The 22208-nt window shown below is 66.9% G+C and carries 20 protein-coding genes; 5 read left to right on the top strand and 15 right to left on the bottom strand.

The genetic code is table 11. From position 1 onward, the window contains the following. Nucleotides 1-167: 167 nt before the first annotated feature. Genes DIE08_RS29145 through phnS form a run of 7 tightly spaced genes read right to left on the bottom strand, consistent with a single transcriptional unit; the run spans nucleotide 168 to nucleotide 7456 of the window. Nucleotides 168-719 carry a phosphonate degradation HD-domain oxygenase gene (locus DIE08_RS29145; RefSeq protein ID WP_124905041.1) on the bottom strand — a complete coding sequence of 184 codons (552 nt, stop codon included), beginning with the start codon at nucleotides 717-719 and terminating at the stop codon, nucleotides 168-170. A gap of 4 nt (nucleotides 720-723) precedes the next feature. Beyond that, nucleotides 724-2178: a phosphonoacetaldehyde dehydrogenase gene (gene phnY / locus DIE08_RS29140; protein WP_124905039.1), complete on the bottom strand. Its 1455-nt coding sequence runs from the start codon at nucleotides 2176-2178 to the stop codon at nucleotides 724-726. Then, nucleotides 2175-3482: a phosphonoacetate hydrolase gene (gene phnA / locus DIE08_RS29135; RefSeq protein ID WP_124905037.1), complete on the bottom strand. Its 1308-nt coding sequence runs from the start codon at nucleotides 3480-3482 to the stop codon at nucleotides 2175-2177. The genes phnY and phnA overlap by 4 nt, the downstream gene beginning before the upstream one ends. Continuing rightward, nucleotides 3479-4339, bottom strand: a complete 861-nt coding sequence (phnV, locus tag DIE08_RS29130) for a 2-aminoethylphosphonate ABC transport system, membrane component PhnV (protein ID WP_124611544.1) — start codon at nucleotides 4337-4339, stop codon at nucleotides 3479-3481. The genes phnA and phnV overlap by 4 nt, the downstream gene beginning before the upstream one ends. Beyond that, nucleotides 4329-5249 carry a 2-aminoethylphosphonate ABC transporter permease subunit gene (locus tag DIE08_RS29125; RefSeq protein ID WP_124905035.1) on the bottom strand — a complete coding sequence of 307 codons (921 nt, stop codon included), beginning with the start codon at nucleotides 5247-5249 and terminating at the stop codon, nucleotides 4329-4331. Before DIE08_RS29125 ends, phnV begins: the two co-directional genes overlap by 11 nt. Next, entirely contained in the window at nucleotides 5227-6330 is a 1104-nt protein-coding gene (phnT, locus tag DIE08_RS29120) for a 2-aminoethylphosphonate ABC transport system ATP-binding subunit PhnT (RefSeq protein ID WP_059680396.1), read from the bottom strand. The genes DIE08_RS29125 and phnT overlap by 23 nt, the downstream gene beginning before the upstream one ends. Before the next feature lie 34 nt (nucleotides 6331-6364). Then, entirely contained in the window at nucleotides 6365-7456 is a 1092-nt protein-coding gene (phnS, locus tag DIE08_RS29115; RefSeq protein WP_059599123.1) for a 2-aminoethylphosphonate ABC transporter substrate-binding protein, read from the bottom strand. A 256-nt stretch (nucleotides 7457-7712) separates the two neighbouring features. Here phnS and DIE08_RS29105 point away from each other — a divergent pair, with 256 nt between their 5' ends. Beyond that, nucleotides 7713-8822, top strand: a complete 1110-nt coding sequence (locus DIE08_RS29105; protein WP_124905033.1) for a 2-aminoethylphosphonate--pyruvate transaminase — start codon at nucleotides 7713-7715, stop codon at nucleotides 8820-8822. A gap of 105 nt (nucleotides 8823-8927) precedes the next feature. On the opposite strand, the gene DIE08_RS29100 is transcribed toward DIE08_RS29105, so the two are convergent. Genes DIE08_RS29100 through aroQ form a run of 3 tightly spaced genes read right to left on the bottom strand, consistent with a single transcriptional unit; the run spans nucleotide 8928 to nucleotide 11615 of the window. Next, nucleotides 8928-10268 (bottom strand): MFS transporter, encoded by a 1341-nt coding sequence (locus DIE08_RS29100; protein ID WP_124624172.1) that lies wholly within the window; start codon nucleotides 10266-10268, stop codon nucleotides 8928-8930. 40 nt (nucleotides 10269-10308) lie between these two features. Beyond that, nucleotides 10309-11163, bottom strand: a complete 855-nt coding sequence (locus DIE08_RS29095; RefSeq protein ID WP_059599120.1) for a shikimate dehydrogenase — start codon at nucleotides 11161-11163, stop codon at nucleotides 10309-10311. Continuing rightward, a complete protein-coding gene (gene aroQ / locus DIE08_RS29090) occupies nucleotides 11160-11615 on the bottom strand; it encodes a type II 3-dehydroquinate dehydratase (RefSeq protein WP_059528374.1) in 456 nt (151 codons plus the stop codon). Before aroQ ends, DIE08_RS29095 begins: the two co-directional genes overlap by 4 nt. Nucleotides 11616-11872: 257 nt before the next feature. Here aroQ and DIE08_RS29085 point away from each other — a divergent pair, with 257 nt between their 5' ends. Then, the gene (locus DIE08_RS29085; protein ID WP_124905031.1) at nucleotides 11873-13765 is read left to right on the top strand and encodes a bifunctional sugar phosphate isomerase/epimerase/4-hydroxyphenylpyruvate dioxygenase family protein; all 1893 of its coding nucleotides are present in this window, start codon (nucleotides 11873-11875) and stop codon (nucleotides 13763-13765) included. A 297-nt stretch (nucleotides 13766-14062) separates the two neighbouring features. Continuing rightward, nucleotides 14063-14326, top strand: a complete 264-nt coding sequence (locus tag DIE08_RS29080) for a hypothetical protein (RefSeq protein ID WP_124905029.1) — start codon at nucleotides 14063-14065, stop codon at nucleotides 14324-14326. 70 nt (nucleotides 14327-14396) lie between these two features. Here DIE08_RS29080 and DIE08_RS29075 read toward each other — a convergent pair whose 3' ends face one another. Then, the gene (locus DIE08_RS29075; protein WP_059528381.1) at nucleotides 14397-15191 is read right to left on the bottom strand and encodes an AraC family transcriptional regulator; all 795 of its coding nucleotides are present in this window, start codon (nucleotides 15189-15191) and stop codon (nucleotides 14397-14399) included. 668 nt (nucleotides 15192-15859) lie between these two features. On the opposite strand from DIE08_RS29075, the gene DIE08_RS29065 reads away from it, so the two are divergent. Further along, nucleotides 15860-16996 (top strand): branched-chain amino acid ABC transporter substrate-binding protein, encoded by a 1137-nt coding sequence (locus DIE08_RS29065; RefSeq protein ID WP_124905025.1) that lies wholly within the window; start codon nucleotides 15860-15862, stop codon nucleotides 16994-16996. A gap of 320 nt (nucleotides 16997-17316) precedes the next feature. After that, a complete protein-coding gene (locus tag DIE08_RS29060; RefSeq protein ID WP_124905023.1) occupies nucleotides 17317-18627 on the top strand; it encodes an MFS transporter in 1311 nt (436 codons plus the stop codon). Nucleotides 18628-18756: 129 nt separating this feature from the next. Here DIE08_RS29060 and DIE08_RS29055 read toward each other — a convergent pair whose 3' ends face one another. The 4 genes from DIE08_RS29055 to garD all read right to left on the bottom strand — a co-directional run bounded on the left by DIE08_RS29055 (nucleotide 18757) and on the right by garD (nucleotide 22082). Further along, nucleotides 18757-19194 carry a DoxX family protein gene (locus DIE08_RS29055; RefSeq protein ID WP_124497162.1) on the bottom strand — a complete coding sequence of 146 codons (438 nt, stop codon included), beginning with the start codon at nucleotides 19192-19194 and terminating at the stop codon, nucleotides 18757-18759. A gap of 225 nt (nucleotides 19195-19419) precedes the next feature. Continuing rightward, nucleotides 19420-19875, bottom strand: coding sequence for an RbsD/FucU family protein (locus tag DIE08_RS29050; RefSeq protein ID WP_059599111.1), 456 nt, complete (start codon nucleotides 19873-19875; stop codon nucleotides 19420-19422). A gap of 78 nt (nucleotides 19876-19953) precedes the next feature. Then, entirely contained in the window at nucleotides 19954-20346 is a 393-nt protein-coding gene (locus DIE08_RS29045) for a nuclear transport factor 2 family protein (protein ID WP_124905021.1), read from the bottom strand. 182 nt (nucleotides 20347-20528) lie between these two features. Next, complete coding sequence (garD, locus tag DIE08_RS29040; protein ID WP_059599109.1) at nucleotides 20529-22082, bottom strand: galactarate dehydratase; 1554 nt, start codon at nucleotides 22080-22082, stop codon at nucleotides 20529-20531. Between the last annotated feature and the right edge of the window lie 126 nt (nucleotides 22083-22208).

Here is a 22208-nt window from a genome sequence, read left to right as displayed (position 1 = left end):
TGACCCTCCATCGCACCGCTTCCCTTCTTCCCCCGCGCCGCGTTTCCGTTAGCGCGAAAGAGGCGTGATTCTAAGCAGCGCCCGGCAATCGCGCAAGGGGTTTCGTAAAAAATATAAGGCCCCGCACGCTGCCGCGTACGGGGCCCTATATAGAAGCAGCCGAATCGTCAGGCCACACGCACTTGGCGCGCCACTATCTCCATATAGTGATCGAGACCAGGCGTCACCTTGCCCTCTTCCTTCGCGGTATCGTCCCAGCGGCGCAGACGCAGCGCGTCCTCCGCAAACGGGCGCTGCATGAATGCCACCGTCTCATCTTCACTGAAGATACCGCCCTGCAGCGCGAGGCTACGCACCGAATCCGGCGACAGGCTCTCGAAGTAGCCGACGTCCGTGCGGCACAGGCAACGCTTCGCGTCGACATGCAGCCGGATCGGTTCCAGCACCGCGTCCGAAAACAGCGGCCGCAGGAACGGCAGCACGAAATACTGATGCAGATCGTCGATACCGCGCGCACTCGGCGTCTCGCCCTGTCGATTCAGCAGATGCCCCAGGTCGTGCAGGAACGCGGCCGCAACCAGCGCTTCGTCTGCGCCCGCCTCTTCCGCCAGCAACCCGCTTTGCAACGCATGCTCGAGCTGCGTGACAGGTTCACCGCTATAGGCCACATGGCCGTGCTCGCGATACAGCCCATGAATCTCTTCCACCGTCAGTGCCATCCGCTCACTCCCAAGGCAGCGAAAACGTCTTCAGGTTCGTGAAGCTCTTCATCGCCTCCTGAACGCCTTCCTTGTAACCGAGCCCCGAATCCTTGATCCCGCCGAACGGAGAAAGCTCGATCCGGTATCCGGGCACTTCCCATACATTCACGGTCCCGACGTTCAGCTCGTTCACGAAGCGCACGACGGCCGCCGTGCTGTCCGTACAGACACCCGACGACAGCCCGAATGCCGTCCCGTTGCTGATCCGGATCGCGTCGTCGATCGTGTCGAACGCGATGACGGGCGATACGGGGCCGAAGGTCTCCTCGCGCACGATCGTCATCGACGGATCGACGTTGTCGAGCACGGTCGGCGAATAGAGCGCCCCCCGACGCACGTTCCCGATCAGCAAGCGCGCACCCTGTGCGACCGCCTCGCGGACCCGCGCCTCGAACAGCCGCGCCGCCGCGCCGTCGATCACCGTGCCCATTTCGTTCGCGGGATCGAATGGATCGCCATATTTCCATGCACGCGTCTTCTCGACGAGCAACTCGGTGAATGCCGGCGCGATCGAGCGCTGTACCAGGATCCGCTTGACGGCCGTGCAGCGCTGCCCCGAATTCCGGTACGAGCCGAGCACGGCCAGCGATGCGGCACGCTCCAGATCGGCATCGTCAAGGACGATCAACGGATCGTTGCCGCCGAGCTCCAGCACGATGCGCCGGTAGCCGGCCCGCGCAGCGATCGCCTTGCCGATCGACACGCCGCCCGTGAAGGTAATCAACGATGCGTGCGGATGCGTGACGAGCTCGTCCGCGATTTCGCGCGGGTCGCCGGTCAACACCTGCAGCATCGGCTCGGGCAGGCCGGCCTCGTAGAGCAGGTCCGCCAGATAGAACGCCGACAGCGGCACCTTCTCCGACGGCTTCACGATCACGCGGTTGTTGGTCGCGATCGCCGGCGCGATCTTGTGCGCGACCTGATTCATCGGATGATTGAACGGCGTGATCGCGACGATTACGCCGTCGAGCGGCTGTCGCTGCGAAAACACGCGGCGCGCCTTGCCGTGGGGCGTCAGGTCGCAGGAGAAACTTTGCGCGTCGTCGCGCAGCGCCTCGACCGCCGCGAACTTCAGCACGTCGGCAACGCGGCCGATCTCGTAGCGCGAATCCCGTTTCGACAATCCCGATTCGAGCGTGATCAGGTCGGATGCTTCCTCGGTACGTTCGCGCAGCAGCGCCGCCGCGCGTTCGAGAATCTGCGAACGCTCGTAACGCGTGAGCGCAGGCCGGTACGCCATCGCGTAGTCGAACGCGGCGCGCACGTCGTCGACGCTCGCCAGCGGCACCGTGCCGACACGCGTGCCGGTGTACGGATCGGTAACGTTGAGAACACGATCCCGCGTCGCACGCGTGCCGCACCAGCGCAGCGCCTCGGCGCGAAAGGCGAGGTGATCCTGTCGGGGATGAGCCATCATGACGCGACCCGGTTCAGCACGAAATCGAAGACGTCGAAATTGCGCGGACGACGTGCAGGATCGTCCCGCTCGATCCGACGGTTGAACAGCAACGGCACTTCCTGCTCGGACACGCCGCCGTGCGAACGCAGCGGCACGGTCAGGCCGGACAGGTCGTGTTCGCGCTCGCGCGTGCCGAGCGTCATGTCCCGCCGACCGATCACGACGAGATCGCCGATCCGGTCGGCCGGCAATTCGAAGCGCGCGGCGGCTTCCGCGTTGTCAAGCACGAGCTCGACGCCGTCGATCCCGCCGACGCGCCACATCGCTTCGGTCCGGTCGACGTCCGGCGCCAGGTAGACGGTCGCGAACGAGCCAAGCGCGCCGTGGTGCACGACGTACGGATCGGTGATCGGCAGGATCACGCGCGCGGCCTGCGCGCCGTACCAGCCGTCGAACGCATCCTGCAGATAGATCACGTTCGGGCGACCGGTTGCGGGATCGTGCTTCGCGTTCATCCCGTGGTCGGCCGTGAGCCCGATTGCCCAGCCAAGCGCGTCGAGCTGCGCGAGATAGCCGTCCATCATTGCGTAGAACGCGTTTGCGCCGGCACTGCCCGGCTCGCACTTGTGCTGCACGTAATCGGTGGTCGACAGGTACATCAGGTCGACCTGCCGCGTCTGCGCAAGCCGCACGCCGGCCGCGAACACGAATTCGGAAAGCGCCGCGCTATAGACATCCGGCGACGGCAGGCCAACCCAGTCGAGTACGTCGACGATGCCGTTTTCCGCGAGATTCGCCTGCGCGGCCTTCTCCGCGGAAAAGCAGATGCCGTTCATCTGCCAGCCTAGCAACCGGCGCAGCTTGTCCTTCGCCGTCACGACGGCCACCCGCGCGCCGGCGTCGGACGCCGCCGCGAGCAGCGTGCCGGCACGCAGATAGGCCGGGTCGTTCATCATCACTTCGGCGCCGCGCCCGCCGTCGGCGGCCGGATCCCAGAAATAGTTGCCGCAGATCCCGTGGACCGACGGCGGCGCGCCGCAGACGATGGACAGGTTGTTCGGGTTGGTGAAGGTCGGCACGACGCAATCGGCGCGCCACGCCGTGCCTTCGGCGATCATCCGGCCGATGAACGGCGCAACGCCCGCTTCCACCGCACGTTCGAGATAGTCGTACTCGCAGCCGTCGACACAGACGACCACGGTCGGCTCGACCGGCAGCCGGTAGCGCCGGCCGTTGACGTCGACGGAGCGTCCCGCGAGATCCGGCGATGCGCCGTTCGCCGACGCTTCACCCGGATGGCGCAATGCAAACGCGGCGTTCATGATGCCGCCCGCTTGCCGCGCGGCACACGCGCGGCGATCAGCAGCAGCGCCGCGAGCGACGCGCCGAGCATCAGCAGCGACAGCGCCGATGCCGGAAGGTAATAACCACGCTCGACCTGGCCGATCACGACGATCGGCACGGTCGCGAAACCCGGCGGGTAGACGGTCAGCGTCGCGCCGAGTTCGCCGAGCGACAGCGCGAAGCCGAGCGCGAGGCTCGCACGCAGCGCCGGCACGAGCTGCGGCAACAGTACGCGGCGCAGCACCATCGCGGGCGGCGCACCGAGGCTCGCCGCGGCTTCGCGCAGCACGGTCAGCTCCGGGCGCAGCGCGGCGGCCGCGCAGCGGTAGCAGAACGGCAGAATCAGCGCGAGCTGCACGAGCACGACGATCGCGGCGGAACTCGACAGGTCGAGCGGCTTCTGGTGATACGCGATCAGCACCGCGAGTCCGAGCACAACGCTCGGCACGCCATTCGGCACCATCACGAGCGCATCGACAACAGCGCCGAGGCCGCGCCGGTCGCGCCCTTCGAGCGCGAGTGCAAGCCACAGCCCGAGGATCGTGCCGATCGCCGACACGCCGAAGCCGATCTCGAGGCTCGTCAGCAGCGCGTCGTATTCCGGCGAACCGAGCCGCTCGAACCAGCGCAGGCTGTAGCCGGCCGGCAGGATCGTGCCCGACCACTGCGTCGACACGCTCGACAGTGCAACGACGATGACCGGCAGCACGAACAGCCAGAAGCAGGCGAACGCGGCCAGCGCGAGCGCCGCGCGCGACGCATGCTTGAGCAGCGTGTCGCCCCAGCCGATCTGATGGCGCGGCACGGCTTGCCCGATACGGAATTCAGCGGACATCGTTTCCTCCCGTCGCACGCCGGTTTACCCGGCGATAAACCGCATAAAGCGCCAGCGACAGCGCGAGCATCACGACCGCGCCGGCCGACGCGGTCGGCAGGTCGAGGTCGACGGTCGCGCTGCTGTAGATCGCGACCGGCAGCGTCACGAGCCGCGCGCTGCCGAGCACGAGCAGAATCCCGAATTCGTTCAGCGTCAGCAGGAAGCACAGCACGGTGCCGGCGGCGATGCCCGGCCACGCGAGCGGCAGCACGACGCGACGTGCAAGCATCCAGCCCGACGCGCCGAGGCTGCGCGCGGCTTCGATCAGGCGCAGGTCGAGCGTCGCGAACGACGCGAGCGTCGGCCGCACGACGAACGGCGTATAGAACACGGTCTGCGCGAGAATCACACCGCCGATGCCGAACAGGAAATCGAGCGGCGCGCTCTCGAGATGGAACAGGTGCTGCAGCGCGATGCTGATCGAGCCTTGCGAGCCGTACAGGAAGATCAGCGTGAACGCGACGAGGAACGACGGGAACGCGACGTACAGTTCCAGGAAGCGCGTGACGAGCGACGCGCCCGGAAACGGCTTGAAGAACAGCAGCGCGGCCAGCAGCACGCCGAGCACCGATGCGGTGCCGGCACTCGCGAACAGCACGCCGAGCGTCGTCAGCAGCACGTTGCGCGTATCGGGGTTGCCGAAGAACGTCCGGTACGCGGCAAAGCTCAGCCCGTGATCGCCCGATACGCTCAGCAGCACGAGCCGCACCAGCGGATAGACGACGAGCGGGCCGAGCACGACGATCGCGAGCACGGCGAGGTGCAGGTCGCCCATGCGCTTGCGGCGCCGCGCGGCAGCGGCATGCGCGGCGGCCGACGCGAGCACATGCGGCGGCAGGCCGGCTTCAGGGCTCGATAAGGACGACATCGTCTGCCTCGCAATGCAGGGAAACGCGCGCCCCGCGCTCGGGGGCCGCGCCGCGGCCGCGTTGCATCGTCACGCGCACGGGTTCGTCGGGCGCCGCATCGATCACGACCGCAATCGACAGGTCCGCGCCCTGCCATTCGACGGAAGACACCGTGCCGTGCAGGCCGCCCGCCGCGAGCGGCATCACGGTCAGGCGCTCGGGGCGCACGCACGCGACCTTGTCGCGCACTTCGTGACGCGGATCGCCGAGCGGAAAGATCACGCGCGGCGGCAGCAGGTTCGCCGGGCCGAGATAGCGCGCGACGTAGCCGTCCTGCGGCGCGTCGTACAGTTGTTGCGGCGTGCCGAGCTGCGCGATGCGGCCGTCGCGCATCAGCAGCGCGCGGTCGGACAGCACGAGCGCGTCGTCGCGGTCGTGCGTCACGCAGACGACGGTCAGGTTCGGCAGGCGCTCGTGCAGCGCCTTCAGCTCGCTGCGCACCGACGCGCGCAGGTTGGCGTCGAGCGCCGACAGCGGTTCGTCAAGCAGCAGCACGTCCGGCTCGATCACGAGCGCGCGGGCCAGCGCAACGCGCTGCTGCATCCCGCCCGACAGTTGCGCGGGCAGGTGGTGGCCCGCATCGCCGAGTTGCACGAGCTTCAGCGCGTCGGCGACGCGACGCGTCACTTCGGACGAGGCCATCCCGCGGGCGCGCAGCCCGAATGCGACGTTCTCGAACACCGACAGGTGCGGGAACAGCGCGTAATTCTGGAACAACAGACCGAGATTGCGCTTGTGCGGCGGCGCATGGGTCAGGTCGCGTCCGGCCACGGTCAGCGTGCCGGTCAGGCCATCGGCCTTCACGAACCCGGCGATGAAGCGCAGCAGCGTGGTCTTGCCGCAGCCGCTCTTGCCGAGCACGGTCAGAAATTCACCGGCGCCGATCGACAGCGACAGATCTTCCAGCACAGTACGTGCGCCATAGCGCACGCTCAGGTGTTCGATCTGCACGCCGCCCGGCGCGCCGGACCGCAGCGTGGCGTGCGGTTCGGCGGCGCCGAATGCGCCGGGATGGGTCAGGGTGGTTTCCACCGGGTTCATCCTCTTGCTCGCTAATACAGGCGGCGTGTGCCGATCACTTCGGCTTGACGACGTCGAGCTGCTTGCCCGAGCTGCCGATCACGTCCTTCTTCCAGCGCTCGATCCACACCGGCTTCTTCGCCATCACCTGGGTCCAGTCGACCGGGATCAGCTTCACGCCCGCAATCGCCTTCTTGACCGCTTCTCCGTTCTTGCCGGCCAGCGGCACGTCGGTGCGGCCCGGGATGCCGTACATGTCCGGCACCTTCGACTGCACTTCCGTCGACATCAGGTAGTCGATCAGCTTCTTGCCGGCGTCCTGGTTCGGGCCGCTCTTGATCAGGCCGATGCCGTACGGCAGCTGGAACGTGGTCGGCTGGTCGCCGTCCTTCGCGGACAGGAAGATCGGCTTGACGGACAGCGCCCCGTGTTCGGCGTCGTCGAGGTCCATCTGCAGGTCGCCGTTCGCGACGCTGATCTCGTTGCGCGACAGCAGCACGTTCAGGTAGCCCGTGCCCTTCGTGTGGAACTTCACGCTCTGCGACAGCTTCGCCAGGTAGTCGAACGCCTTGTCCTCGCCCATCAGCGAGGTCGTCAGGATCAGCACGGCCATCCCGTCGCCGGCGGTCGCCGGGTTCGAGTACGCGACCTTGCCCGCGTAGGCCGGCGACAGCAGGTCGGCGAACGTCTTCGGCTGGTTCTTCACGACGTCCGGGTTGATCGCGAACGAGAAGTAGTTGTTCACGAACGTCGCCCACGTCCCGTCCTCGGCCTTTGCGATCGCCGGCACGTTCTTGTAGTTCACGCTCTGGTACGGCTGCAGCAGGCCCATCTGGCCGGCTTGCTGAATGAACGGCGGCAGCGTGACGATCACGTCGGCCTTCGGGGAATTCTTCTCGATGTTCGCGCGATTGACGACCTCGCCGCTGCCCGCCGTCACGATGTTGACCTTGACGCCTTCCTTCTTCTCGAAGGCCGGCAGCACATCGCGATAGAGATTCTCGAGACCGTCCGCCGTATACAGCACGACCGCGTTTGCCGCATGTGCGGGCATCGCGGCGCCTTGCAGCAGACCGGCGGCGCAGGCGGCCAGCGCGAGCTTGCGGAACGCGCCGGCAGCGGCGCGCGAGGAATTCTGCAGTGTCATCTCACTTCTCCGTAGGCGGAACACCAAACGGCCGGGGCACGATCCGGCTCCTTTCAGTCGGACAGACCGACAACCGGCCTGCCTCGCTGCCGCGCTGCGGGTGGTCTCGCGCGGCAACCGAAGGATCACAGCGTTCGATGACAACGCCGTGACGAGTGCCACAATTTCCAAAAAATGACACATTTTGCCAATATCATGCAAATCACCCAGAAATGCCGCCCCGGCGTTTCGCCCGACCTTTGCTGGAGAAAAAGCCATGCCCGACCCGATTCTGCTCACGCCCGGTCCGCTCACCACGTCCGCCACAACACGCCACGCAATGCAACATGACTGGGGCTCGTGGGACGCCGCTTTCAATCAATTGACGGCCAGTGTCTGCGCGGATCTCGTCGCGATCGCGCGCGGCGGCAACGAATACGTGTGCGTGCCGATGCAAGGCAGCGGCACGTTTTCGGTCGAGGCCGCGCTGGGCACGCTCGTGCCGCGCGACGGCGTCGTGCTGGTGCCGGACAACGGCGCGTATTGCGCGCGCATCCTGAAGATCCTCGGCCGGCTCGGCATCGCGGCGATCGCGCTGCCGTTCGATGAGGACGCCGCGGTCGACCCGGCGGCGATCGAAGCCGCGTTCGCGCGCGAGCCACGCATCACGCACGTCGCGCTGGTGCACCTGGAAACGAGCGCCGGCATCCTCAATCCGCTCGACGCGATCGCGGCCGCGTGCCGGCGGCACGGCAAGCGGCTGATCGTCGACGCGATGAGTTCGTTCGGCGCGTTGCCGATCGCGCTGGCGGACAGCGGAATCGACGCGCTGATCTCGGCAAGCGGGAAATGCCTGGAAGGCGTGCCGGGGATGGGGTTCGCGATCGTGCGGCGCGATGTACTCGACGCGAGCGAAGGCAACTCGCCGTCGCTCGCGCTCGACTTGCATGATCAGTACGCATACCTGCGCAAGACGGGCCAGTGGCGCTTCACGCCGCCGACCCACGTGATCGCCGCGCTGCGCGCCGCGCTCGACCAGTATCTGGCCGAAGGCGGCCAGCCGGCGCGCGGTGCGCGCTATGCGGAGAACTGCCGGACCTTGATCGAATCGATGCGCGCGCTCGGCTTCACGCCGTTCCTCGACGCAAGCGTGCAGGCGCCGGTGATCGTCACGTTTCATGCGCCCGACCATCCGGCTTACGATTTCCGCCGCTTCTACGACGCAGTGCGCGACGCGGGCTTCATCCTGTATCCGGGCAAACTGACGCAACTCGAGACGTTCCGCGTCGGCTGCATCGGCGCGATCGATGCCGGCGACATCCGGCGTGCGGTCGCGGCGATCGCGCAGGCGGTCGAATCGCTCGGGATTGCCATGCAGCGCGCGTGAGCGCTGACGTATGCCCCGGCCCGCAAGCGGGGACGGCAGAAACAAAAAAGCCCGGCGACCCACAGGTCGCCGGGCGAACGCACCGAGTGTGCGTGGAGCCGGTACTTACAGTTCGATCCGCTTGATGTCGCCGACGACGAAGATATACGACAGCGCACCGATCAGCGCGATCACGCCGATGAACACGAGTGCGCCGACGAACGATCCGGTCGATGCGACGATGAAGCCGACGACGAGCGGCGTGATGATGCCGGCGAGGTTCGCCGCGAAGTTGAAGATGCCGCCGGTCACGCCCAGCAGGCCGTCCGGCGCGATGTCGGACACGAGCGTCCAGCCGAGCGCCGCCATCCCCTGCGCGAAGAATGCGACCGACATGATCGCGATCACGGCTTCGTTGCTCTTCACGTAGTTCGCGAGAATGATCGTCGACGCGAGCAGCAGGCCCGCGATGATCGGCAGCTTGCGCGCGAGGTTCGCGGACTTGCCGCGGCGCAGCAGCCAGTCGGAGAAGATCCCGCCGAACATCACACCGACCGACGCGGCGATGAACGGCATCACCGCGAAGAAGCCGATCTTCAGCCAGCCCATATGGCGCTCGGTCGCGAGATAGGTCGGGAACCAGGTCAGGAAGAACACGAGCGTCGAGTTGCCGGCGAATTGGCCGAGGCAGATACCCGCGAGCTGACGCTTCTTCAGCAGCCGGCCGGCCATCGACCAGCTGAACTTGGCCTGTGCGGGCTTGCCGCTCTTGTCCCCGTCCTTGCGCGCGCCGTGCACGAGACCGCCGCCCGCTTCGATGTACGCGAGTTCTTCCGAATTGGCGGCCGGATGGTTGCGCGGCTCGTGATAGAACTTCCACCAGACCAGACCAAACACGATGCCGATCGTGCCGACGACCCAGAACAGCGAGCGCCAGCCGAACGCACCCATCAGCGCGAACAGCACGGGGCTGAAGAACGCGAGACCGATGTACTCGCCCACGGTGTAGGTGCCGGTCGCCATCGCGCGCTCGTTCTGCGGGAACCACGTCGCGACGACCCGGCTGTTGGTCGGGAAACACGGCGCTTCCGTCACGCCGAGGCCGAGCCGGCATGCGAGCAACGTCCCGACACCGGGCACGAAGCCCTGCAGCAACGTGCACAGCGACCACAGCGTCATGGACCAGTAATAGGTGATCTTGCTGCCGAAGCGGTCGAGGAACAGCCCGCCGGGCACCTGCATCGCGACGTACGTCCACGAGAATGCCGAGAACATGATGCCCATCACCGCCGCGTTGATGCCAAGCTCCTTGGTGAGCTGCGGCGCAGCCACCCCCAGCACGGTACGATCGAGATAGTTGATCATCGTGCCGATCGCGAGCAGCGCGAGGATCTTGTAGCGCGCCGAGGTCCGCCGGACCGTGCCGGCCGCCGCGGGCGCGGCGTTCGTGTGGGTGGTGTGCTGCATGGTCGTCTCCTGGTCTCTTTTTCAGCTAGTCGGTAAAAGGTCAGCGCGCGACGAGCGACTGAAAGTGTTCGAACATTCGCTCGTCGTCCGGCGTGCGTCCGGTGAAGATCTCGAACGCATCGACGGCCTGGTACACGGCCATCCCGCCACCGGGCAGCGTCGCGCAGCCGGCCGCGCGCGCGGCGCGGATCAGTTCGGTTTCGAGCGGGAAATACACGATGTCGGCAACCCACATTCCCGCGCGGAGCAGCTCGGCCGGCAGCGGCAGGCCTGGATGCTTGGTCATGCCGGTCGGCGTGGCGTGGATCAGGCCAGTCGCGACATGCATCGCGGCCGCGAGATCGCTGCCCGGTGTAACCCGGGCGGCCGGGAAGCGCTGCTGCAGTTCGCCCGCGAGCGTGGCGGCACGCGTGCCGTCGACGTCGAAGATCGTCAGCTCGGCGGCGCCCATCTGCAGCGCAGCATGCGCGACGGCCGCACCCGCGCCGCCCGCGCCCAGCTGCACGACACGCTCGAGCGACACATCGGGCAACCCGCGGCGGAACGACTTCGCGAAACCCGACCAGTCGGTGTTGTGGCCGATCCGCTTGCCGTCCTTGAACAGCACGGTGTTCACCGCGCCGAGCGCGCGCGCGTCGTCCGACAGCGAGTCGAGGTGCTCGATCACGCGCTGCTTGCACGGATGCGTGATGTTGAGCCCGTTGTAGCCCATGCGCTGCGCGGCATCGAGCAGTTCCGGCAGCGCGTCGGCGGTCACGCCGAGCACGTCGAGATCGATGCGCCGGTATACGTAGCCGAAACCCTGGCGGAAGCCTTCTTCCTCATGCATCGCGGGCGACAGCGAACCGCCGATGCCCTGGCCGATCAGGCCGATCAGAAAAGACGGGCGGCTCATCGTGCAGCTCCCTGCGCAAAAAGGGTCGACAGGCGCTGCAGCGCGAATACGTAGCCTTCGGTGCCGCAGCCGCAGATCACGGCTTCGGCCACCGCCGACACATAAGAGTGGTGACGGAATGCCTCGCGACGATGCACGTTCGAGATATGCACCTCGATCACGGGTTTCGCGATCGCGGACAACGCGTCGGCCAGCGCGACCGACGTGTGCGTATACGCGGCCGGGTTGATCACGATGCCGTGCGTATCGTGACGCGCGGCATGCAGCCAGTCGATCAGCTGGTGCTCGGCGTTCGACTGGCGGAAGTCGATCTCCAGCCCGAGCCCTTCAGCCGCCGTGCGGCAACGCTGCTCGACGTCGGCAAGGGTTTCCGCGCCGTAGATATGGGGCTCGCGGGTCCCCAGCAGATTCAGGTTCGGGCCGTTCAGCACCAGCACCTTGTGCTTGCTCATGGTGTTTCTGCTCCTAAAACAGGGGCGAATCGCTAGCCGACTGCGCCCCTTGACGTCAAGATTTGGCGCTAGTGTGCGCTTGCGCAAGCGCAATGTCTTTTCGGGTTTTCGCTAATTTGTACCATCTAGTTAGTTTGTATAATTCCCCATACTCCCCTAGTAAATTCGGGATGTGGCGCCCGCAGGTAATTCAACGACTGGTTCATTCCGGCCCGGTCCGGCCGACGCCACGCCCCGCTCATCCGCAGGATTCGCCCATGCAGCGCTCGATCGCCACCGTGTCACTGTCCGGCACGCTCGCCGAGAAGCTCGCCGCCATCCAGGCCGCCGGCTTCGACGGCGTCGAAATCTTCGAGAACGACCTCGTCTACTTCGACGGATCGCCCGCCGACGTGCGGCGCATGGCCGCCGATCTCGGCCTCGACATCGTGCTGTTCCAGCCGTTTCGCGACTTCGAGGGCGTGAGCCCGGCCCAGCTCGCCCGCAATCTCGACCGCATCCGCCGCAAGTTCGACGTGATGCACGCGCTCGGCACCGACCGCATCCTGGTGTGCAGCAACGTGTCGCCCGACACGATCGCGGACGATGCTTTGCTGGTCGACCAGCTCGGCGCGCTCGCCGAAGCCGCGCGGCAGGCCGGCGTGGTCGCCGCGTACGAGGCGCTCGCGTGGGGCCGCGTCGTGAACCGGTACAGCCACGCATGGCAGCTCGTGAACGCGGTGAACAGCCCGCATCTCGGCCTCGCGCTCGACAGCTTCCATACGCTGTCGCTCGACGATTCGCCGGACGCGATCGCCGACATCCCCGGCGACCGGATCGCGTTCGTGCAGATCGCCGACGCGCCGAAGCTCGCGATGGACGTGATCGAATGGAGCCGCCACTTCCGCTCGTTCCCCGGCCAGGGCGACTTCGACCTCACGCGCTTCACGGCCCGCGTGATCGAGTCCGGTTATACGGGGCCGCTGTCGCTCGAGATCTTCAACGACGGCTTCCGCGCCGCGCCGACCGCGATCACGGCCGCCGACGGCCACCGCTCGCTGCTTTATCTGGAAGAGCTGACGCGCGCGCGGCTCGCACAGGACGGCCACGCGCCCGCCGCCGGCCAGCCACTGTTCGCGCCGCCGGCGCCGCCCGCGCACGTCGGGTTCCAGTTCATTGAATTCGCGGTCGACGCGCAGGCGGCGGCCACCGTCGGCGAATGGCTCGGCCGGATGCGGTTCCGGCTCGCGGGCCGTCATCGATCGAAGGACGTGACACTGTTCCAGCACGGCGCCGCATCGATCGTGCTGAACGCCGAGCGCGACTCGTTCGCCGACGCGTTCTTCCAGCAGCACGGGTTGTCGCTGTGCGCGTCGGCGTTCCGCGTCGACGATGCGAAAGTGGCATTCGAACGCGCGGCCGGCTTCGGCTACGCGCCGTTTTCCGGGCGCGTCGGCCCGAACGAGCGCGTGCTGCCGGGCGTGCAGGCGCCGGACGGCAGCCTCGAATACTTCGTCGACGAGACGCCGAACGCGCCAACGCTATATGAGTCGGATTTCGTGCTGACCGACATCGACGGCCCGACCGAGGTCGGCCCGCTGACGGGCATCGATCACGTCTGCCTCGCGCTGCCGGCCGACGCGCTCGATACGTGGATCCTGTTCTTCAAGACCGCCTTCGGCTTCGAGGCCGAGCGCAGCTGGCTCGTGCCCGATCCGTACGGCCTGATGCGCAGCCGCGCGGTGCGCAGCGCCGACGGCTCGGTGCGGATCGCGCTGAATGCGTCGGTCGACCGCCATACGGCCGTCGCCGAATCGCTCGAACGCTATCACGGCACGGGGCTGAACCACGTCGCGTTCCGGACCGACGACATCGTGCAGACGGTCGCCACGTTCGCGGCCGACGGCGTGCCGTTCCTGCGGATCCCGCCGAACTATTACGACGATCTCGCCGCGCGCTACGCGCTGCCGGACGAGCTGATCGACACGCTGAGCGCTCACCATCTGCTGTACGACCGCGACGAAAACGGCGGCGAATTCCTGCATGCGTATACGGAACTGGTCGACAACCGCTTCTCGCTCGAAATCGTCGAGCGGCGCGGCGGCTACGACGGTTACGGCGCGGCCAACGCGGCCGTGCGGCTCGCCGCGCAGGCCCAGCGCAGGAAATAAGGGAGCAAGCAAATTTCGCGCATGGGCGAATCGAACGAGAAAATCACGACGACCCCGCGACGGGCGTCGCGCGGACGCACCATCGTGGTGAATGCCGCGGCGGTGCACCGCCCGGCAAGGCAGGCCGCTCGGGGCCGGAAGCGGGGCCGGAAGCGGCCGCCCGGCTGGGGTTACATCCCGTAACGCACGCCGCACTGCAGCATCCGCTCGGCCACCGCGGTTTTAAGAATCGCTTAAGTCTTCGACGGCACCATCCGCAGCCAGTACCCGATGGTTATCTCGAAAAGGAGGAAAGCGATGAGCGCCGTAGAAGCACCCGCGGGCCGCCCGGCCGCGCCCTCTGCAAAGAAGACGATGCTGCGCCGCCTGCTCAGTCATCACGAAATCGCGACGTTGCTCGTGCTGCTGCATGCGCCGATCGGCGCGAACGCCAAAGCCGAATTGCCTGCGCTGCAGGAAGCCGGTCTCGTCGAGATGGTCAGGCTCGACCCCGATACGGCCCCCAGCTTCCGGCTGACCGAAGACGGCACGGCCGTCCTGAAAGGGCTCGGCTACCGCTGAGCCACGGTTTTCACCGCTTCCCCGCATCGCCCCGATCCTTCAGACCCGCCGGCCCGCCCGGCGCGACACTTCACCCTGCCCGATCCTGCAGCATCAGCCGATATTCCGTCGGCGTCATGCCGACCGTCGCCTTGAACTGGCGCGTGAACGCGCTGTGATCCGTATAACCGCATAGCGCCGCGACGTCGGTCACCTTGTCGTGCGTGACGAGCAGCGCCGTGGCCGCGTCGAGCCGCGTTTTCAGCAGCACCTGGCGCGGCGTCAGGTGAAACACCTTGTGGAAGTAGCGTTCGAGCTGCGCGACCGACATCCCGGCCATCTGCGCAAGCTGCTTCAGGTTCAGCGGCTGCACGTAGTGATCCTGGATGTGCTGCACCACGTCGGCGAGCTTGCTGTAGGCCGGATGCGACCCCTCGTGCGCCTTCAGGTCGCGCGAGATGCCCGCGAGACCGACCACCTTGCCGGCCGCGTCGCGCAGCGGCTCCTTGCAGGTCAGGCACCAGCCCGGCTGGCGGCCCGGATACAGATGCAGCTCGAGCTGGTCCATCAGCTGCTGGCCGGCGGTGATCGTCGCCATGTCCTGCTCGAAATAGGTCCTGCCGAAGCGGCGCGGAAACACTTCGTCGGTCGTCTTGCCGAGCAGGTCGCGCTTGTCCTTGTAGCCGCAGCGCATCGCCAGCGTGCGGTTGACGAGCGCGTAGCGGCCGTTCGCGTCCTTCACGAAGAATGCAACGTCGGGCAGCGCGTCGAACACCGGCTCGAGCAGGCGGAAGTGCGCGAGCATCGCGCCGAGATCGGCGTTGTCGGGCTGGTAGCGCAGCGTGTCGGACAGGCTCATGGGCGGTGCGGCAAGGAAGGTCGTCATCCCGGCATCTGCGAAGGGAGTGGCTGATGGCGTCGATTATAGGAGCGCGCCCGAGAACACGTCGTGGCGATCTCGGGCAAGCGATCGGGCGGCTCGGCGAACGGCGGTCCGCGCAACGCGCCGCCGATCGGCGACGATTGGCGACGATCGGGTGGCCGCATGCGGCGGCGCATCGTACGCCGTGCTGTTGTGCGTGCAACCACTGCGCCGCGCGCTTGCCGGGCGGCGTCGAATACGCATCGGCCCGCTGCATGGCGCCGGGCATCGGTCGGCAACGTCGGCGATATCGATGCACCCAACTGACGCCGAGACAACCTGCGCCGGACCCGCCATCCTAGAAATGCCGGCGCGTCACGTCTTGGCGCGATTACGCGTTCTACATGACGATTTCGGCATATATCAGGGTTATCGACGATATGCCGAAATCGTCGCCGGTCGCGCACCGAACGCGCAAGACGCGCGCATTTTCGCTACCTAGACTTCGATCAACGGTAACGAGACGATATCCCGCCAACACCACGCACGCCGATTCCGGCATAACCCGCGCGGCGCATGGCACACCCCGCACGGCTGTCGCACAGGCCTGCAGACCGATACGTCTCGCCCGGTTTACCGCACCGGCCCGCTGGCCGGCGGCGGCCCAACCACGCCATCAAGGGGAAGTGAAAGTGAAGCTGAAGGTATCGCACGTCGCGCTGGCCGCTGCCTGCGCACTGTCGGGCGCACACGCCATCGCCGCCGACGTCGTCAAGATCGGTTTCGCCGCACCGCTGACGGGGCCGCAGTCGAACTACGGCACGGACATGCAGAAGGGCGTGCAACTCGCGATCGCCGATTTCAACGCGACGCATCCGACGATCGGTGGACAGCCGGTCACGTTCCAGCTCGACTCGCAGGACGACCAGGCCGACCCGCGCACCGGCACGACGGTCGCGCAGCGGCTGATCGACGACAACGTCCGCGGCGTCATCGGCCACTTCAACTCGGGCACGAGCATTCCGGCGTCCGACCTGTACGATCGCGCGGGGCTGCCGCAAATCTCGATGGCGACGTCGCCGCAATACACGGCGCGCGGCTACAAGACCACCTACCGGTTGCTGACGAGCGACGCGCAGGCCGGCCGCATCGTCGGCTCGTACGCGGTGAAGACGCTGCGCTACAAGCGCATCGCGATCATCGACGACCGCACGGCCTACGGCCAGGGCATCGCCGACGAATTCGCGAAGGCCGTGCAGGCCGCGGGCGGCACGATCGTCAAGCGCGACTTCACGAACGACAAGGCGCTCGACTTCTCGGCGATCCTGACCAACCTGAAGGGCATCAACCCCGACGCGATCTTCTACGGCGGCGGCGACGCGCAGTCTTCGCCGATGATCCGCAAGATGCGCCAGCTCGGGATGAAGTCCGCCTTCGTGACCGGCGAGATGTCGCGCTCGCCGACGTTCCTGAAGGTCGGCGGCGACGCGGCCGAAGGCGCGATCGTCTACATGGGCGGGCTGCCGAAGGAAAAGATGCCGGGCTTCGCCGGCTACGCATCGCGCTACAAGGCACGCTTCAATGAAGACGTCATCACCTATTCGCCCTACTCGTACGACGGCACGATCGCGCTGCTCACCGCGATGAAGAACGCGAACTCGACCGATCCGAAGGTCTATACGCCGTATCTCGGCAAGGTGTCGATCAAGGGCGTGTCGGCGCCGAGCATCGCATACGACGCGAAGGGCGACCTGAAGGATGCGCCGGTGACGATCTACAAGGTCGAGCACGGCGCGTTCAAGCCGGTCGATACGATCGCCGGCAACTGATCGCGCAGTCCCTGTCACGTGCGGCGCGGCATGCGGTTCACCCGCCTGCCGCGCCGCGTGCGTTTCGGTTCGACGAAGTCCGAAGCATTCCTCGGCGCGGCCCCGCGCGCGCGCATTTCGCGCTCCTGTAGAATCCCCCCACCCGCTTTGACGCTTCGTCTGCGTCGTGCCCCATCCCGGTGCGACGGTGCGTGTCGCGTGCCCCATCCGGCGCTCGGCACACGCTCGACGACGCAAGCCGCGCCTTGCCAGTCCATGCCGATAGCGGGTTCTGGAGACGCAGCACCGACAACAACATTCGAAAACCGATCGTCCTGACCATGCAAGCTTCCGAATTGAGCGGCGCGCCTCGCGCCGCCGAACGCGCGCTCACGCGCAGCGACTATAAAACTCTTGGCCTTGCCGCACTCGGCGGCGCCCTCGAGTTCTACGACTTCATCATCTTCGTGTTCTTCGCACCCGCGATCGGACAGCTGTTCTTCCCGCACGACATTCCCGACTGGCTGCGCCAGCTGCAGACGTTCGGCATCTTCGCGGCCGGTTATCTCGCGCGTCCGCTCGGCGGCGTGATCATGGCGCACTTCGGCGACCTGTTCGGCCGCAAGCGGATGTTCACGCTGAGCGTGCTGATGATGTCGGTGCCGACGCTGCTGATGGGCCTGCTGCCGACCTACGACTCGATCGGCATCCTCGCGCCGGTGTTGCTGCTACTGTTCCGCGTGCTGCAGGGCGCGGCGGTCGGCGGCGAAGTGCCGGGCGCATGGGTATTCGTGTCGGAGCACGTGCCGTCGCGCCACATCGGCTATGCGTGCGGCACGCTGACCGCGGGCCTCACGGCCGGCATCCTGCTCGGCTCGCTGGTCGCCGCCGGCATCAACAGCCGTTACTCGGGCGCCGAAGTCACCGCATTCGCCTGGCGCATTCCGTTCCTGCTCGGCGGCGTGTTCGGCCTGTTCTCCGTCTACCTGCGCCGCTGGCTGCACGAGACGCCGGTGTTCGCCGAGATGAAGGCGAAGAAGGCGCTCGCGGCCGAGATTCCGCTGAAGGCCGTGCTGCGCGACCACGGCCGCGCGGTGATCGTGTCGATGCTGCTCACGTGGATGCTGTCGGCGGCGATCGTCGTCGTGATCCTGATGACGCCCGCGCTGCTGCAGAAGCAGTTTCACCTGACGCCCGCGACCACGCTGTTCGCGAACAGCATCGCAACGCTGTGCCTGACGGCCGGCTGCATCACCGCCGGCTCGCTCGCGGGCTGGATCGGCGCGAAGCGCGTGCTCGGCATCGGCGGCCTCGTGCTGGCCGCGTGCTACTACCTGCTGTTCGCGCAGGTCGCGGCCGACGCGTCGACACTGCCGCTGTACTACGGGATTGCCGGCTTCACGGTCGGCACGATCGGTGCGGTGCCGTTCGTGATGGTCAAGAGCTTCCCCGCGGTCGTGCGCTTCTCGGGCATCTCGTTCTCGTACAACGTCGCGTATGCGATCTTCGGCGGCCTGACGCCGGTAATCGTGTCGCTGATGATGAAGTCGAACCCGCTCGCGCCGGTCGTGTACGTCGCGACGATCTGCGTGCTCGGCGCGATCGCCGTGCAGTTCTCGAAGGATGCGAAGGACCTGAAGGACGCACGCTGAACGCCGGCGCGCACGCGTCGGCCGGATGAACAAAGGGCCGAATCCCGCTGCGTGCGGGATTCGGCCCTTTTGTTTTGCTTCAGCGCAGCGCGCGACGTGCGTGCGTCGCGCCGTTCAGCCCGGTTCGACTCAGCGCAGCGCGCCGTACGACGAACTCGGCCGGCGCAGCGCGTCGATGCTCGCGCCGCCCGCACCGGTCACGAACAGCAGCAGGAACCCGCCGGCGATCGCAACGTTCTTCCAGAAGTGGATCACCATGTCGTGCTGGACCGCGGCGTCCGTCGCATCCCAGAAATTGTGTCCCACCATCGCGGTCGCGATCGTATAGAACGCCATCAGCAACGCGAGCGGCTTCACCTTGTAGCCGACGATCAGCAGCAGGCCGCCGAGTGCCTCGATCGTGACGACGACCGGGCCCATCACCTGCGGATAGGGCACGTTCAGCCCATGCAGATAACCGATGAAATCGCTGTAGCCGAGCAGCTTCATCACGCCGCCCCACAAGAACAACGCCGCCAGCGCCAGGCGTGCGAAAAAAATGACGCCGGAATCGACGGAACGCGTCATGCCTCTCTCCTCGTATGCAGTTCGGCCGTCCGCGCGGGGCGTGCCCGTGCGGTTCGGCGCCGCGCGGCCCTGTCGGGCCCGCGGCAAATGGGCCAGCATAGAGGGTCTTTTCGCGGTGTCCAAGAAAAAGGTTGTAGCAAATCTTTACGCTGCGGCGGCGACGCAAGCATGACGGCGCCATGAAGAACGACGCCCGGCCGTCGCCGCGAATAAAGGGAACTGGCCCTAACCGGCGTCGCTCAACAGCACGCCTTTCTTGAACAGGAAGCAGCCGTAGCCGCGCAGCTCGCCGGTGACGATCACCGCGTACGCCTGTTGCGCGCGCTCGTAGAACGCGAATCGATCGACGCCCGCGAGCGTCACGGCGCGCCCTTCCGCGCGATCGATTTCGGCCTGCACTTCACGCTGCACGGGCGGCACCGCGGCGGGGTCGCCGACCACTTCCATCCGCCACGCGGGCGTATCGACGAACGTGTCGAGCGGCAGCACGGACAGCACCGCGCGCGCGACGCGCGCCGAGTCGGCGCCGTCGATGCGCAGCGCGCGGCCGACCACCGTGTGCTCGGCGACGGACTCCGCGGGAAAATTCGCATCGCAAATCGCCACTTCATCTCCGTGGCCCATCGCGCGCAGCGTGTGCAGGATGTCGGCGTGCAGCAGAGGATCGAGATTCTTCAGCATGTGGGCAAATCTCCGGGATCGGGAACGAATTGCATAAGTTACCCGATCCCGGCGGCCACCGGGCGTGCATCGCTCACGTCACGATGCCGCGGCCGGCATTTCGTCGATGAAACCCGTGACCGACTTCAGGCGGCCCGACGCATCGACGGTGCCGAAATCCGAACCCTTCACGATCGCCGCGCCGTCGGGCGACACGAGCGCCCACGAGAAGCGCAGGTGCTGGCCGAAGCCGTCGACGTCGGTCGTGCGGCGGAACCGGAACGCGGGGAAGCGCGCCTGCACCGCGGCGATCATCGTGTCGATGCCCGCGTGGCCGTCGCCGGCCATCAGCGGATCGCGATAGGCCGCGTCGCTCGCGTAGGTCGCATCGATCAGCGCGCGCCGGCGTGCGACGTCGGGCTCGTTCCAGGCGTCGAAATAGCGGTCGATCAGGTCGGCGTGAGCGGACTGGGCGGTTTGGGCGGTGTTCATGCGAGGCTCCTGGTCTGGATGAAGGAAGGACGGCGCCGCGGACGTTTCGTGTTCGCGTGCCGTCATCGTCACCGGCCTCGCATGGGCGGTCGATTACGTTCGAGGTAAGGAAATCGCGCCGCCGCAATCAAGAACGGGCGCTCGAAGGCGCCCGCATCGTCTGCCCGTCGCAACCGCGCGTGTCAGGTCACCGGCGCCGGGTTGAACAGCGTCAGCGCATTCGCGAGCTTCCATTGCTCGGCCCAGGTGCGGCGCTTGCCGCTCGCGACATCGAGCATCAGCCGGAACAGCTCCCAGCCCACGTCCTCGATCGAGGCCGCGCCGGTCGCGATCTGCCCCGCGTCGAGATCCATCAGGTCGTGCCAGCGGCGCGCGAGATCGCTGCGCGTCGCGACCTTGATCACCGGCACCTGCGCGAGGCCGTATGGCGTGCCGCGGCCGGTCGTGAACACGTGCAGGTTCATCCCCGCCGCGAGCTGCAGCGTGCCGCAGATGAAATCGCTCGCGGGCGTCGCCGCGTACAGCAGCCCCTTCTGCCGCGCCCGATCGCCGGGCCGCACGACGCCGGCGATCGGCGCGCTGCCCGATTTCACGATCGAACCCATCGCCTTCTCGACGATGTTCGACAGGCCGCCCTTCTTGTTGCCGGGCGTCGTGTTCGCGCTGCGATCGACGCGGCCGCGCTGCAGGTAGCGGTCGTACCAGTCCATCTCGCGGATGATCTCGCGGGCGACGTCCTCGTTCGCCGCGCGCGACGTGAGTTGCGCGACGCCATCGCGCACTTCGGTCACTTCCGAGAACATGATCGTCGCGCCCGCACGCACGAGCAGGTCGGCCGCGAAGCCGACCGCCGGGTTCGCGGTCAGCCCCGAGAATGCATCGCTGCCGCCGCACTGCACGCCGACGACGAGATCGGACGCCGGGCACGTCTCGCGACGGCGGCGGTTCAGCCGCTCGAGGTGCGATTCGGCCATCTTCATGATCGAGTCGATCATCGAGTTGAAGCCGACGTGCGCGGCATCCTGCAGGCACACCACGCCGCCGTTGTCCGTCGCGCCGTCGGCCGCCAGCGGAATCGCGCCGGGTGGCAGCAGGCGCTCGGGCTGCAGCTTCTCGCAGCCGAGGCTCACCGTCATCACCTCACCGCCGAAGTTCGGGTTCAGGCTGATGTTGCGCAGCGTGCGGATCGGGATGTCGGCATCGGGTGCATCGATCGCGACGCCGCAGCCATATGTGTGCTCGAGCCCGACCACGTCGTCGACATTCGGGTAGCGCGGCAGCAGTTCGTCCTTGATCCGCTTCACCGCATGCTCGACGACGCCCGACACGCACTGCACGGTCGTCGTGATCGCGAGGATGTTGCGCGTGCCGACCGAACCGTCCGGATTGCGGAAGCCCTCGAACGTATAGCCTTCGAGCGGCGCCAGCGGCGGCGCGGCACGGGTGGCGAGCGGCAGGTTGTCCAGCCCCGGCGGCTCGGGCATGCGCATCGTGCGCTCGTTGACCCAGCTGCCGCGGCGCAGCTCGGTGAGCGCGTAGCCGATCACGACGTTGTAGCGGACGATCGGGTCGCCGGCCGCAAGGTCGACCAGCGCGACCTTGTGCCCTTGCGGCACGCCTTCGCGCAGGGTCAGGCCGTCGGCGAACGTCGCGCCCTCGGGCAGGCCGCCGTCGTTGACGACGATCGCGACGTTGTCGTCGGGATGCACGCGGATATAAAGCGGGGAAGCAGTCATCGGAATTCCTGGAAGGCCACCAGTCAAATCGTTAGTCATCATACGACATTCAACACCAACCGGGATGCTGAGTAAACCCTTATCCGGAAAGACCCTAACCCCCGCCCGCCAGCAAATCGCTTGCGT

This window comes from Burkholderia sp. Bp9004 (assembly GCF_003858025.1).
Classification (GTDB): domain Bacteria; phylum Pseudomonadota; class Gammaproteobacteria; order Burkholderiales; family Burkholderiaceae; genus Burkholderia; species Burkholderia diffusa.
Note: the sequence above shows the minus strand (reverse complement) of the source record. Positions and strands in the feature narration are given on the sequence as shown.